The organism is Delftia sp. CH05 (assembly GCF_009827015.1).
Taxonomy (GTDB): domain Bacteria; phylum Pseudomonadota; class Gammaproteobacteria; order Burkholderiales; family Burkholderiaceae_C; genus Comamonas; species Comamonas tsuruhatensis.
Genome location: NZ_WUMG01000042.1, coordinates 15,720 through 29,003, shown reverse-complemented (window position 1 = coordinate 29,003; position 13,284 = coordinate 15,720). Strand labels below are relative to the sequence as shown.

At 67.4% G+C, this 13,284-nt stretch carries 15 protein-coding genes; 4 read left to right on the top strand and 11 right to left on the bottom strand.

Features of this window, described 5'->3' with window-relative positions:
• Positions 1-32 precede the first annotated feature (32 nt).
• From trmB to GRX31_RS24070, 4 genes are all read right to left on the bottom strand, one after another.
• A complete protein-coding gene (gene trmB / locus GRX31_RS24085; protein ID WP_197065211.1) occupies positions 33-788 on the bottom strand; it encodes a tRNA (guanosine(46)-N7)-methyltransferase TrmB in 756 nt (251 codons plus the stop codon).
• Positions 789-852: 64 nt separating this feature from the next.
• Positions 853-1,791: a tRNA glutamyl-Q(34) synthetase GluQRS gene (gene gluQRS / locus GRX31_RS24080; RefSeq protein WP_160855233.1), complete on the bottom strand. Its 939-nt coding sequence runs from the start codon at positions 1,789-1,791 to the stop codon at positions 853-855.
• A gap of 66 nt (positions 1,792-1,857) precedes the next feature.
• A complete protein-coding gene (locus GRX31_RS24075; RefSeq protein ID WP_160855231.1) occupies positions 1,858-2,985 on the bottom strand; it encodes an NAD(P)/FAD-dependent oxidoreductase in 1,128 nt (375 codons plus the stop codon).
• Positions 2,986-3,119: 134 nt separating this feature from the next.
• Positions 3,120-4,058 carry a LysR family transcriptional regulator gene (locus GRX31_RS24070; RefSeq protein WP_016447172.1) on the bottom strand — a complete coding sequence of 313 codons (939 nt, stop codon included), beginning with the start codon at positions 4,056-4,058 and terminating at the stop codon, positions 3,120-3,122.
• Positions 4,059-4,190: 132 nt separating this feature from the next.
• Between GRX31_RS24070 and GRX31_RS24065 the strand changes: the two genes are divergently transcribed.
• From GRX31_RS24065 to GRX31_RS24055, 3 genes are all read left to right on the top strand, one after another.
• Entirely contained in the window at positions 4,191-4,892 is a 702-nt protein-coding gene (locus GRX31_RS24065) for a pirin family protein (protein ID WP_016451660.1), read from the top strand.
• Between the two features lie 22 nt (positions 4,893-4,914).
• Complete coding sequence (locus tag GRX31_RS24060) at positions 4,915-5,322, top strand: DoxX family protein (RefSeq protein WP_016447170.1); 408 nt, start codon at positions 4,915-4,917, stop codon at positions 5,320-5,322.
• A gap of 154 nt (positions 5,323-5,476) precedes the next feature.
• Positions 5,477-6,046 carry a flavodoxin family protein gene (locus GRX31_RS24055; protein WP_046239827.1) on the top strand — a complete coding sequence of 190 codons (570 nt, stop codon included), beginning with the start codon at positions 5,477-5,479 and terminating at the stop codon, positions 6,044-6,046.
• Positions 6,047-6,066: 20 nt separating this feature from the next.
• Here GRX31_RS24055 and GRX31_RS24050 read toward each other — a convergent pair whose 3' ends face one another.
• The 4 genes from GRX31_RS24050 to GRX31_RS24035 all read right to left on the bottom strand — a co-directional run bounded on the left by GRX31_RS24050 (position 6,067) and on the right by GRX31_RS24035 (position 9,683).
• Positions 6,067-7,401 carry an NAD(P)/FAD-dependent oxidoreductase gene (locus GRX31_RS24050; RefSeq protein WP_442874095.1) on the bottom strand — a complete coding sequence of 445 codons (1,335 nt, stop codon included), beginning with the start codon at positions 7,399-7,401 and terminating at the stop codon, positions 6,067-6,069.
• Between the two features lie 2 nt (positions 7,402-7,403).
• On the bottom strand, positions 7,404-8,159 hold the full coding sequence (locus tag GRX31_RS24045; RefSeq protein ID WP_160855228.1) for an amino acid ABC transporter ATP-binding protein: 756 nt from the start codon (positions 8,157-8,159) through the stop codon (positions 7,404-7,406).
• The gene (ehuD, locus tag GRX31_RS24040; protein ID WP_016451664.1) at positions 8,156-8,821 is read right to left on the bottom strand and encodes an ectoine/hydroxyectoine ABC transporter permease subunit EhuD; all 666 of its coding nucleotides are present in this window, start codon (positions 8,819-8,821) and stop codon (positions 8,156-8,158) included. Before ehuD ends, GRX31_RS24045 begins: the two co-directional genes overlap by 4 nt.
• An 88-nt stretch (positions 8,822-8,909) precedes the next feature.
• Complete coding sequence (locus GRX31_RS24035) at positions 8,910-9,683, bottom strand: ABC transporter substrate-binding protein (RefSeq protein ID WP_016451665.1); 774 nt, start codon at positions 9,681-9,683, stop codon at positions 8,910-8,912.
• Positions 9,684-9,919: 236 nt separating this feature from the next.
• Between GRX31_RS24035 and GRX31_RS24030 the strand changes: the two genes are divergently transcribed.
• Complete coding sequence (locus GRX31_RS24030; protein WP_047472496.1) at positions 9,920-10,699, top strand: IclR family transcriptional regulator; 780 nt, start codon at positions 9,920-9,922, stop codon at positions 10,697-10,699.
• A gap of 99 nt (positions 10,700-10,798) precedes the next feature.
• On the opposite strand, the gene GRX31_RS24025 is transcribed toward GRX31_RS24030, so the two are convergent.
• The 3 genes from GRX31_RS24025 to GRX31_RS24015 form a co-directional block, all read right to left on the bottom strand.
• Entirely contained in the window at positions 10,799-11,572 is a 774-nt protein-coding gene (locus GRX31_RS24025) for a sulfurtransferase (RefSeq protein WP_160855227.1), read from the bottom strand.
• Between the two features lie 66 nt (positions 11,573-11,638).
• Positions 11,639-12,508 carry a MinD/ParA family protein gene (locus tag GRX31_RS24020; RefSeq protein ID WP_016447162.1) on the bottom strand — a complete coding sequence of 290 codons (870 nt, stop codon included), beginning with the start codon at positions 12,506-12,508 and terminating at the stop codon, positions 11,639-11,641.
• Positions 12,495-13,277, bottom strand: coding sequence for a GGDEF domain-containing protein (locus GRX31_RS24015; RefSeq protein ID WP_017403908.1), 783 nt, complete (start codon positions 13,275-13,277; stop codon positions 12,495-12,497). The genes GRX31_RS24020 and GRX31_RS24015 overlap by 14 nt, the downstream gene beginning before the upstream one ends.
• Between the last annotated feature and the right edge of the window lie 7 nt (positions 13,278-13,284).

Sequence of the window (13,284 nt, the reverse complement as noted above, 5' to 3'; positions counted from 1 at the left end):
GAGGCCTTGTCTTGGAGGAGGGCGCGACCGGCTCAGCGGCGCTCAAACACCAGATCCCATACGCCGTGGCCCAGGCGGATGCCGCGGTTCTCGAACTTGGTCAGCGGCCGGTAGTCGGGCTTGGCGGCATAGCCTTGTGCCGTGTTGGCCAGCAGGGGCTCGGCGCCCAGCACTTCCAGCATCTGCACTGCGTAGGGTTCCCAGTCGGTTGCGCAGTGGATGTAGCCACCGGGGCGCAGCCGGCGCGCCAGCTTGGCCACCAGCGGCTCCTGGATCAGGCGGCGCTTGTTGTGCTTCTTCTTGTGCCAGGGATCGGGAAAGAAGATGTGCACGCCGTCGAGGCTGGCCTCGGGCAGCATGTTGTCTATGACTTCGACGGCGTCGTGCTGCAGGATGCGGATGTTGGTGATGTCCTGCTCGCCAATGCGCTTGAGCAGGGCGCCCACGCCAGGCTCGTGCACCTCGCAGCATAGGAAGTTGTCGTCCGGGCGCACGCGCGCAATGTGTGCCGTGGCCTCGCCCATGCCGAAGCCGATCTCCAGGATCAGCCGGCCCTGGCGGCCATAGGTGGCTGCGGCGTCCAGCGGCGCGGCCTGGTAGTTGAGCACGAAGCGCGGGCCCAGTTCCTCGAAGGCCTTGGCCTGGCCGGTCGTGGTGCGGCCGGCGCGGCGCACATAGCTCTTGATGGTCTTGGGATGGGCCACGCCCTCGGGCGGCTGGCCGGTACGCGCGGCCGCAGGCGTGGAGGGTGAAGGGCAATCATGCGGCGTGCCGGAGGCAGCGGGCATGGTGTTCGGGATGTCGCCGTCCATGGACTGCTCGGCGTGGGAGGAAGGAATTGGGTTCACGGGCTCAATTGTATGTATGGCGCCAGCTCCGTACCCAGAACTGCAGCGCTTCGCCCAATGCGGTCTGTGGAGAAGGCTGGGGCAGGCCCAGGTGGGTGGCGGCGGTGCGAAGCGTCGCCAGGGGGACGCTCAGGTCCAGGGCGGGGGCGCCGTGCTGCTTGGAAAGTTTCTCGCCGTCAGGCATGAGCACCAGCGGCGTATGCAGGTACTGCGGGGTGGGCAGGCCCAGGGCGCGCTGCAGCAGCATCTGGCGGGGCGTATTGTCGGCGAGGTCGGCGCCGCGCACCACATGGGTGACGCCCTGCAGGCCGTCATCGACGACCACGGCCAGCTGATAGGCCCACAGGCCATCGGCCCGGCGCAGCACGAAGTCGCCGACGCTGTGGATCACGTCCTGTTGCTGGGCGCCCATGCGGCGGTCCTGCCAGCGCAGCACGGGGTGGCGGCCGGCAAAGTGGTCCAGCGCAAAGCGCCATGCGCGGGGGCTCTTGCCATGCAGGCCGTCGCGGCAGGTGCCGGGGTAGGGGCGCTCCACATGGCGTTCATGGATCCAGCCCAGGCGGTCCCAGGCGGCCTCGATGTCCTTGCGCGTGCAGCCGCAGGGATAGGCCAGGCCGCTGGCCTTGAGCTGCTCCACAGCGGCCTCGTAGAGGGCGCCGCGGCGGGATTGCCAGACCGGCTCCTCGTCGGGCAGCAGGCCGCAGGCGGCGAGCTGGCCCAGGATGGCCATGTCGGCACCGGGCTGGCAGCGCGGGGGGTCTATGTCCTCGATGCGCACCAGCCAGCGCCCGCCGTGGGCCCGGGCATCCAGCCAGCTGGCCAGCGCTGCCACCAGGGAGCCTGCATGCAGCAGGCCCGTGGGCGAGGGCGCAAAGCGGCCCACATAGGGGGAGGCCGCGGTGGCAATGCCGGGATCGGGGGACTGAGGGACGGCGCAAATCATCGGGGCCGGATGTTAAAGCCTCGCGCCGCCCCTTGCCATGACCTGGGAGCCGGACACTGCCCCGGCTCAGTCCGCAACCATGGCCAGCGCCATCTCCAGCCCCGAGACAAAGGCATCCTCGACACGGCGGCCAATGCACCAGTCGCCGCACAGGCCCAGGCCGGCGTCCTTGTTGCGCAAATGGCTGCTGCCCAGCGGCGACAGGGTCTGGGCATGGGGCCAGAGATAGACGCTGGCATGGCGGGGGGGGATGCGGATGCGCGTGATCTCGCCAAAGGCCTTCTGCATCTTGGCCAGCACGCGGGGCGCGTCGTCGGAGCGGTGCTCCTGGGACCATTGGGGGCTGGCCAGCACGGTCCATCGCTCGCTCTGGGAGCGTCCCGGCTTGGACGATTCGCGCGCCACCCAGACTGCACGCTCATGGGTGGTACGGGCTGCATTCCACTGTGGGCCCAGGGTGGACAGGCCGGCCTCGGTGGCCATGGGATAGGACAGCGTCAGCGCCCAGCAGGGTGCCATCTCCACGGCCGCCATGCCCTGCACCAGCGACAGGGCCAGGGGCGTGGTCTGCAGCAGCTGGCGCGCCTGGGGCGCGGGAAGGGCGAGTATCACTTCATCGAATCCCGTGCGGATCTGCGTGGTCGGCTCGGTCGTCTCCACATGCAGGCTCCAGCCGCGCGATCCGGGCTGGCGTTCGAGCTTGGTCACGCGCTGGCCCAGATGCAGGCGGTCGGCGTCCCACAGCGGCGCGGCCCAGGCCATGGGCAGGGCCTGCATGTCGGGCGTGGCCACCCAATGGGCCTCGGTGGGTGCGGGTGCGGCGCTGGACTGGCGACCCTGCGCATCCAGCACGCGCAGCGTGCTCACGCTCCAGGGGCGGCACAGGCCGGGCACGGTCTGCAGGGCCAGCTCGAAGCGCTTGTCGCGCACGGTGAAATACTGCGCGCCGATGTCGAAGGCGCCATGCGCGGCGTTGACCGAGCGCATGCGCCCGCCCACCTGGGGCAGCCGTTCGTAGACATGGACATCGTAGCCGGCCTGCATCAGCGTGCGGGCGCAGGCCAGGCCCGCCATGCCGGCACCGATCACGGCGATGCGGCGCGCGCCGGCCTTGGGGCGCGCCTTGGAGGCTTCGGGGGGCTTGGTGGCCTTTTTCTTGACCGTGGACTTGGAGGCGGCGCGGGAAGCGTTCATGGAGCAGACCTTTGCGGGCAGTGGCAGATTCCGGGAAGCATGTCCTTGCCGGCCTGCTTCGCCGCAGCGGCGGAGCAGGCCGGGACCTGTAACCACTCTACACCCGCACAGACCGCCCGGCGGCGTGCGCCAGCTCAATGTCGGTGATGATTTTCCATGAGAGCGCGGCGCGTGGCGGGGCTTTCCAGCTGCTGCAGCCACCACTGCAGCGCGCGCGGCGGGTCCTGCTGCGGCGGGCAGGACCATGCGTAGTGCATGCGCACATTGCGCGAGGGCCGGGCGACCTGGCGCGTTACCAGCAGGCCGGCCTGCACATAGACGTCGGCCATGAAATGGGGCAGGAAGCCGCAGCCTATGCCGCGCACCTGGGCCTCGATCTTGGCCTGCATGGAGTCCACGGTGAAGATGTCCTGGCCGCTGAGCAGGCCCATGCTGGCGCTGTCGCGCAGGCCTGAATCGGCCACGGCGATGATGCGGTGCTGCAGCAGCGTCGCGTCGGTGATGGGCTCGGGCGCCGTGGCCAGCGGATGGTGGGGCGCCACGGCAAAGACGAAGTCCAGCTCGCCCAGCTCGCAGGCCTGCAGGCCTGCCACGTTGCTGGAGTTGACGGCCACGCCGATGGCCAGGTCGGCGCGGCCCGAGGTCAGCGTCTCCAGCGTGCCGGTGAGGATGCCGTCGCGCAGCTTCAGCCGCGTGGGCGGCTGCATGGCGTAGAAGGCCTCGACCAGTTCCAGCATGGGCGTGCGCGCCACGGCGCCGTCCACCACGATGGTCAGGTGCGGCTCCCAGCCCGTGGCCACACGGCGCACGCGGTGGGCCACGGTGTCGATCTCATGCAGCAGCCGGGTGCCTTCGCGCAGCAGTTCCCGGCCGGCCTCGGTGGGCTGGGCGTGGCGCGAGCGGCGGTCGAACAGCAGCACGTCCAGCGCATCCTCGATCTGGCGCACGCGGTAGGTCAGGGCACTTGGCACCAGGCCCAGCTGGCGTGCGGCGGCGGCAAAGCTGCCGGCCTCGGCAATGGCCTGGAGCATGGCCAAGCTGTCGGGAGTGAGCACGTCGCGGGGGCTGGGCATGGGGCGTTATGGATTCAAAAGCTTTGAATGATGCCATCAATCCCGCTGTGCCTGGCCTGCTACAGCGGCTTCTACAGTGGAGCCACCGACGCAAGAGTTTTGAAGATCTGACCAGTTGAAAGGGACATACACATGATCGCCCTGCGCAAATCCCGCGAACGCGGCCATGCCGACCACGGCTGGCTGCGCTCGCACCACAGCTTCTCGTTTGCGGGCTATCACGATCCGCGCCACATGGGCTTTGGCAACCTGCGCGTGATCAATGAAGACCATATCGCCCCGGGCACGGGCTTTGGCGCCCATGGCCACAAGGACATGGAGATCATCAGCTACGTGCTCGAAGGCCGGCTCTCGCACAAGGACAGCATGGGCAATGAGCAGACCATCTCGCCGGGAGAGGTGCAGCGCATGAGCGCCGGCTCGGGCGTGGTGCACAGCGAGCACAACCACGCACCAGGCCAGACCACGCATTTCCTGCAGATCTGGCTGCTGCCCAGCGAGACGGGCATTGCGCCCGGCTATGCGCAGAAAGCCTTTGCCGACGAGGAAAAGCGCGGCCGCCTGCGCCTGGTGGCCTCGCCCGATGGCGCGGATGGCTCGGTCACCGTCCATGCCGATGCCCGGCTCTATGCCGGCCTGTTCGACGGCGATGAGCACGCCGAAATGGAGCTGCCCCCCGGCCGCAAAACCTATGTGCACCTGGTGCGCGGCGCGCTGAGCGTCAATGGGCAACGGCTGACAACGGGCGATGCGGCCCTTGTGGAGAATGAACCGCGACTGCGCCTGCACGACGGGGAACAGTCCGAGGTCCTGGTGTTCGATCTGCAAGCCTGAGCATTCACGAGGAGTAACCATCATGCTGAACCGTCTGAGCAACCCGCTGGCGCTGGCCGGCCGCATCCTGATCGCGCTGATGTTCGTGCCTGCGGGCTTTCAGAAAATCGGAGGCTTCGCCGGCACGGTGGGCTATGCGGCCTCGGTGGGCATGCCCATGCCGCAGATCGGCGTGGCCGTGGCCCTGGTGGTGGAGATCGTCGGCGGGCTGGCCCTGCTGCTGGGCTGGTGCACGCGCTGGGCGGCCCTGGCGCTGGCCTTCTTCACGCTGGTGGCCAGCTTCTTCTTCCATGCCTACTGGAGCGTGCCGGCTGACGCGGCCATGATGCAGCAGCTGCTGTTCTGGAAGAACATCGCCGTCACGGGCGGCCTGCTGGGCTTTGCCGCCCATGGCGCCGGTGGCTGGAGTGTGGATGCACGGCGCCATTGAGTGGCCCGCGCACTGCCGCCGGCTCCTTTATTTTTGTTAGGCTACCGGCCTGAGTGGGCCCCGCAGCAGCGCTGTGGGGCCTTTTGGCGTGGATGATCGATGAATGTGGCGCCTGCCGGCCTGGAGCCGTGGCCGGCGCCCGAGGATTTCTTGTATGGCAGATATCGTGGTGGTCTACCACTCGGGTTACGGGCACACCCAGCGCATGGCCCAGGCCGTGGCCGATGGCGCGGGTGCGCGCATGCTGGCCATAGACAGCGACGGCCAGCTGCCTGCCGGCGGCTGGGAGCTGCTGGCGGCGGCAGATGCCATCATCTTCGGCTCGCCCACCTACATGGGCGGGCCCAGCTGGCAGTTCAAGCGCTTTGCCGATGCCTCGTCCAAGCCGTGGTTCGTGCAGGCCTGGAAGGACAAGCTGTTCGCCGGCTTCACCAACAGTGCCAGCGTCAACGGCAACAAGCAGACCACGCTGGACTATCTGTTCCAGCTGGCCATGCAGCACGGCGGGCTGTGGGTGGGCAGCGGCATGCTGCCGTCCAACGCGCGCGCCGCGCAGCGCAACGACCTCAACTGGATAGGCGCCTTCAGCGGCGCCATGGCGCAATCGGCCTCGGATGCCTCGGCCGCCGAGATGCTGCCGGGCGACCTGGAGACCGCGCGCCTGTTCGGCGAGCGCGTGGCGCAGCAGGCGCTGCGGCTGGTGCGCCAGGCCGGCGCGGCTTGATCGGCCGGCTCCACTGAACCTCAAGCACCCAGCCGGTCCAGCAGGCTGTACCAAGCCACCCCTGCCGCTATGTACAACCGTTGCAACCCATGCAGCGGTATCGGCTGAACCGGCGTTACCGGAAAGGGGCAGGCCGGCGCATTTCCGCCGGCCATCAGCGCAGCCGCCTCCCGCCCCAGCAGGGTAGCCATGGCAATGCCGCGGCCGTTGTAGCCCAGGGCCATGGTGATGCCGGGGGCAGGCTGGTGCAGGTGGGGCATGAAGTCGCGTGTGACGGCGATGCGCCCTGCCCAGCGGTACTCGTATTGGAGGGGGCCCAGTCCGGGGAACATCAGCGCCACGGCGCGTTCCAGGTGGGCATAGTCGCCTGCACCCTGCGGGTCCGCAAAATGTCCGCGCCCGCCCATGAGCAGACGGCCTTGTGCGTCCTTGCGAAAGTACAGCAGCAGGCGCTGCGAGGTCGAGCCTGTCTCGCCCCCGGGCAGGATGTGCGCGCCCGCCTTGCCCAGGGGCTGCGTGGCCACGATGAAGCTGTTGGCTGCCAGTACCGTACGCGCCAGGCCAGGCCACAGACCATCGGTATAGCCGTTGGTGGCCAGCAGCACCTGCCTGGCCTGTATGCGTTGACCCTGGGCCGTGGTGGCGGTCCAATGGTCCGTGCCCTGTCGCTCCAGTGCCAGCACGGGCGATCCGCTGTGGACCTGCGCGCCCAAGGTCTGTGCGGCGCGCACCAGTCCGCGCACGTAGGCCAGGGGCTGTATGGCGCCGGCGCGGCCATCCAGCCAGCCGCCGGCAAACGCGGGCGTGCCGGTGCGTGCTGCCGTGGCAGTGCGGTCCAGCAGTTCCACGCGCACGCCGCGCCGCTCCCACTGCCGGGCGCGCGCATGCATGCCGTCCACCGCCTGCTGGGTGTATCCGACCTGCAGCCAGCCGGCGCGCACGGGCGCACAGTCGATGCCGTGGCGTTCGATCAACCCGTACACAAGGTCGGCCGAGCGGGAGACGGCGTCGATCAGCCGCTCGCCACGAGCGGCGCCGTGGATGCGCTGCAGTTCGTCGGGGTCGTACTTGAGGGTGGGGTTCACCTGGCCGCCGTTGCGGCCCGACGCGCCCCAGCCGGGAGCATGGGCGTCAAGCACGCACACGCTGGCGCCGCTTTCGGCCAGGTGCAGTGCTGCCGACAGGCCGGTATATCCCGCGCCGATCACCAGCGCGTCGGTGGTGGTCAGCGCTGCCGCCAGCGGTGGCGTGGGCGGTGCGGCGGGTGCAGTGGCCGCCCACAGCGATGGCGCTGACGGGTGCGACAGCACGGGGCGTACCGACGAAGACGATGCGATGGAGGCGGTAGCTGCCATCGTCATGCCGCACCTTCTGATTGCGCACAGTGCTGGTGCAGCACGCGCCGCAGGAAGTCCTGCGTGCGTGCATGGCGCGGTGCGCCCAGCACCTGGGCCGAAGGGCCTTCCTCCACGATGGTGCCGCCGTGCAGAAAGCACACGCGGTCGGCCACCTCGCGAGCAAAGGCCATCTCGTGCGTGACCACGATCATCGTCATGCCTTCTTCGGCCAGCTGGCGCATCACGCCCAGCACGTCGCCTACCAGTTCGGGGTCCAGGGCCGAAGTGGGTTCGTCGAACAGCATGGCCTCTGGCTTCATGGCCAGGGCGCGGGCAATGGCCACCCGCTGCTGCTGCCCGCCCGAAAGCTGTGCGGGCCAAGCCTGTGCCTTGTCTGCCAGACCTACCTTGCGCAGCAGCTCCAATGCCTCGGCATGGGCCTGGCCGGGCGCCTGGCCCTTCACATGGATGGGGCCTTCCATCACGTTCTGCACCACGGTGCGGTGCGGGAAGAGGTTGAAGTGCTGGAAGACCATGCCCATGCGGCTGCGCAGCGCGTGGATGGACGGCGCGCGTGTGTCCACGCGCTCACCGAAGGCGCGCACCTCGCCGCCCTGGTACGACTCCAGGCCGTTGATGCAGCGCAGCACCGTGGACTTGCCTGAACCCGAAGGGCCGATCAGACACACCACCTCTCCACGTGCCACGCGCAGGTTGACGCCCCGCAGCACGCGATGCTCGCCGTAGGCCTTTTCCAGGTGATCGATCTCGATCATGGCGACTTCCTTCCCGCACCAAAGCGCTTCTCCAGACGCCTGAGCCCCCATACCAGCGGCAGGCTCATGGCCAGGTAGAGCAGGGCGACCAGGGTGTAGACCGTCATGTTCTGGAAGGTGGACGCTGCGATCAGCTGGCCCTGGCGCGTCATCTCGGCCACGGTGATGGTGGAGACCAGGGACGAGTCCTTGAGCATCATCACCAGGGTGTTGCCGTAGGGCGGCAGCGCTATGCGGAATGCCTGCGGCAGCACCACGCGGCGCATGAGCAGGGCCGGTCGCATGCCCATGGCCAATGCGGCTTCCCGCTGGCCTGGGTCCACCGCCTCGATGCCGGCGCGGAAGTTTTCTGCCTGATAGGCCGAATAGGCAATGCCCAGGCCGATCACCCCGGCCTGGAAGGCGGTGAGCTGGATGCCGACCTCGGGCAGCACGAAGTAGATGTAGAACAGCTGCACGATGATGGGCAGGCCCCGTATCACATTGACCACGGTCGACGCGGCCCACGAGACGGCGCGCACGGGTGAGAGCTTGCCCAGCGCCAGCACCAGTCCGATCGCGCTGGACAACAGGAACGACAGCGCGGTGACCTGCACCGTGACCACCGCTCCTTGCAGCAGGATGGGCAGGAACTCTCGCGCGTGCTGCACAAATGCTTGCATGGCGTACTTTCCTCGAAGGTGTCATTGCCGTGCATTGCGCGGCAAAGCGGGGTGATGCGCGAGGCGATCCGACGGGCGTCCGATGTCCTCAGATGCCCCACTTCTTGACGATCTGGGCCAGGGTGCCGTCTGCCTTGATGGTGGCGATGGCCTTGTTCAGGCGGGCCAGTGTTTCGGTGTCACCCTTGCGCACCACCAGGCACACATCCCCCACGTTGGAGGGCTTGTAGCTTTCGGCCAGCTTCACGCCCTGGAAGCTGTGCTGGCGTATCTGGTAGGCAATGATGGGCTGGTCACCCAGCCCTGCCTTGATGCGGCCAAGCGCCAGGTCGCGCGTCATGTCGGCTACCGAGTCGTAGCTGCGCACTTCCCTGAAGATGCCCTTTTTCTGCAGCAGGTCGTAGAACACCGTGCCCACCTGGGCACCGACGACCTCGCCCTTGAGGTCGTCCAATGACACATAGGCCTTGGCATCGTCGGCCTTGACGATCAGGCCCTCGCCGTAGGAGTAGACCGCATCGCTGAAATCGACCACCTGCTGGCGTGCGGCGGTCTTGAGCATGGCCGCCGAGATGATGTCGATCTTGCTGGATGTGAGCGAGGGGATCAGCGCCGCAAAGCTGGTCTGCTGCACATGGGCCTGGAAGCCTCCGGCCTTGGCCACGGCCTGCATGGTGTCGACCATCATGCCCTGGATGCTGTTGCTCTTGACGTCCAGAAAAGTGAACGGAATGCCTGTGGGCGTGGCGCCCACGTTGTAGCTGGCCGGGGCGCTGCCGCCTTGCGCCGCAGCCAGCGCGACGGCGCCGGCGGCACACAGGCCCAAGGCGAGGTGGAGGACGCGGTGGACAAAACCTGGCATTGCCTGACTCCTTGGCGTGAACGACGGAAGGAAAGAGCAGGGACAGGTCACCTTGGGGGCAGCCCCTCGCCTGCAGCGGAGAATTCTCGGAACCGTGCCAATGATCAATGTGGATGAATCTTCAAGAAATAAGAGAAAACCACTAAGTAATTCAAAGAAATCGATATGCGATTCTTTTGATGTGGATGCCTATACTTACCGCCATGCAAGCACCGTCTCAACCCGCTTCGTCACCGATGGATGACGACACCAACCCCCTGTTCAACCAGTCGCTGGAGAAGGGCCTGGCCGTGCTCTGCGCCTTCAGCGCGCAGCATCGGAGCATGACGCTGGCCGATGTGGCCGCCGCTGCGGGCATCAACAAAAGCTCGGCGCAACGCATGGTGTTCACGCTGGAGCAGTTGGGCTATGTCCGCAAGCATCCGCAAACCCGGCGCTACCAGCTCGCGCCGCGCGTCATGCGCGTGGGCTACAACTACCTGGCGGCCAATCCGGTGATCGACCTGGCCAATCCGTATCTTTCGGAACTGACCAAGATCACGACCGAGACCACCTGCCTGACCGAGCCCGACGGGCTGGAGATGGTCTACGTGGCACGCTTCATCAGCGCCCAGTTTGTGCCGGTGCACATGCCCATTGGAAGCCGCATCCCCATGTACTGCACTGCCTCGGGGCGTGCCTGGCTGAGCGCACTGCCCGATGAAGAAGCCCTGGCCCTGCTGCGCCAGAGCGAGCGAACCGCGCACACACGTTTCACCATCACGGACGAGGCCGCCATTCTCAATGAGCTGGCCCAGGCGCGTCAGCGCGGCTATGCCGTCAACCGGGAGGAACTCTTTCTGGGCGACATGACGCTGGGCGCGCCCGTCATCGGCAGCCATGGCCGTCCCGTGGCCGCCGTGCACATCGTCGCGCCGACCAGCCGATGGACGGTGGAGGAGGCGCAGGCCCGCCTGGGCCCAGGGCTGCTGGCCTGCGCCCGCTCGCTCAGCAACTCGGTGCGTGCCCTGGGTTGAACGGCAGCCGATGCTGCAGCCGGTATGGCCGCATTGGTGGTGCACGCCGCAAGCGTGGCGTGCATGCCCCGGGCTTCAGGTCAGGGCTGGGGGATCGGCCTATGCAGACGGAGTCTCCTGGGTCTGCGGATGCTCCAGCTGGGGGGCGGCCGCCAGGTCCGCGTCCACGGCGCGGCGCTCGTCGAAGACGAAGCAGCCGCCGTCATAGAAGGCGCCGTCGGTCTCCTCGAAGTACTTGAGGATGCCGCCCTCGAGCTGATAGACATGGTCCAGGCCTTCGTCCTGCATGAGGATGGCGGCCTTCTCGCAGCGTATGCCGCCCGTGCAGTAGCTGACCACGGTCTTGCCGGCCAGTTCGGCCTTGTGGGCACGCAGCGCGGGCGGGAATTCGGTGAACTTGGTGATGCGCCAGTCGATGGTGCCCTTGAAGGCGCCGGCATCGACCTCGAAGTCGTTGCGCGTATCCAGCGTCACCACCTCGCGGCCCTCGTCATCGTGGCCCTGCTGCAGCCAGCGGCGCAGCGTGGCGGGGCTGACAGAAGGCGCGCGACCCTCTGCCGGGCGGATGGTGGGGTGGTCCATGCGGATGATCTCGCGCTTGACCTTGACCAGCATCTTGCGGAAAGGAACGGTGTCGGACCAGCTTTCCTTGGGGGCCAGGTCGGCAAAGCGCTCATCGGTGCGCAACTGGTCGACAAAGCTGTGCACCGCCTGGGCGGGGCCTGCCAGGAAGAAGTTGATGCCTTCCTCGGCCAGCAGGATGGTGCCCTTGAGTGCCAGGGCCTGGGCGCGTTCGGCCAGGGTGTCGCGCAGCGCCGCTGCGTCGGGCAGCGGCGTGAACTTGTAGCAGGAAATATTGAGGATATCGGGCACAGGCAGGCAGGCGGGGGGCGGCAAGGGCCGCAGGTTGGATCGGGTCGCCGGCGAGGGGCGGCCCGATCAGCCGCCCGACACCAGCAGGGCCTTGATTTTATTGGCCAGCTGGGCCACGGCCAGCGAAGCCGGTGCACCGGGCATGGATTGCAGCAGCAACTGGCGTCGCATCACGGCCTCGCGCACGGCCGGGTCGGAGGGAATGTCGCCCAGGTGCGTGAGCCGCAATGGCTCGCCGGAGGCCGTGCTGACAAAGCGGTTGAGCACCTGCTGGAGCTGACCCGTGATGGCGCGGCCATCGCCGGGACGCGCGGCCTGGTTGATGGCCAGGCGGATCTGCTGGCGCTTTTGCTGAATGGCAAGCACCTTGATGGCTGCATAGGCATCGGTCAGCGAGGTGGGCTCGGGCGTGGCGATGACCAGCACTTCGGTGGCCATGGACACCGAGAACAGCACCACGTCGGAGATGCCCGCGCCCGTGTCCAGCAGCACGATGTCGTAGCGAGGAGCCAGCGTCTCGATGGTGTGCGTGAACTGCTGGCGGATCTCGGGCGTGAGCCGCGAGTACTCGATCATCCCCGAGCCGGCCAGCAGCACCGAGTAGCCGCCGGGGGCGGGCAGGATGGCTTCCTCCAGCGTGGAACGGCCGGTGAACACATCGTGCAGCGTGACCTTGGGGTAGAGGTTGAGCACCACGTCCAGGTTGGCCAGGCCCAGGTCGGCATCGAGCACCAGGACCTTGAGGCCATGGCGTGTCAGCGCTGCGGCCAGGTTGGCCGAAACGAAGGTCTTGCCCACGCCGCCCTTGCCGCTGGTCACGGCGATGATGTGTCCGCGCGGCTTGGCGCGCACGGCATCGCTCATCGAAACGGCAGCGGGCAGGGAGGGGTGGGGAATGGCGTTGTCGCTTACCACCGGGCTATCAGCGGAGTCCATCTTCGGGGTCCACATCGGTTGCAATATCTGGATTCAGCCCATTGTCAAACGGGGAGGGGGCATACAAAGGTCCGAAAAGCAGGCTTTTTTCCTCCGCGCTTACCGTACTGTCTGGTTGTTCTTCAATGTGCACGCGGTTGCGGCCGGCAGACTTGGCCAGGTACAACTGTTTGTCGGCACGCTCGGTCCACAAGGTCGTGGTGCTGCGTATCCACTGCAGCGCATAGGCGCCGCCGATGCTGATGGTGATCTGCAGTGTCAACGTGGGTGAGATGACCACCGGCATGCGCTCGATGGCGCTGCGTATGCGCTCGGCCACGGACAGGCCGAACGTAGCAGGGCAGGCCGGCAGCACGATGGCGAACTCCTCGCCTCCGTAGCGGGCCAGCGTGTCCATGGGGCGCACGCAACTGGTCAGGGTTCGGGCCACCGACTGCAGAACCCGGTCGCCGACGATATGGCCGTGCTGGTCGTTGATCTGCTTGAAATGGTCGATGTCCAGCATCAGCATCAGCGCCGCTTCGCCCGAGCGCGCCACGCGGTCGATCTCGCGCTCGGCAATGGTGCGGAAATGGCGGCGGTTGGCCAGTCCCGTGAGCGGGTCGCGCAGCGACAGCGAACACAGTTCGTCGATCAGCGCCTGCAGGTATCGCGTCGGCGAATCCGTGGGCAAATGGACCGCCCCGCCAGCGTGGGTAACCAGCGCGTGGGCTGTGGCCAGGCGCAGGTCGCGCAGGTATACGGATTGGTGGGAGGCGGGGGCAGTCACAGAGGGC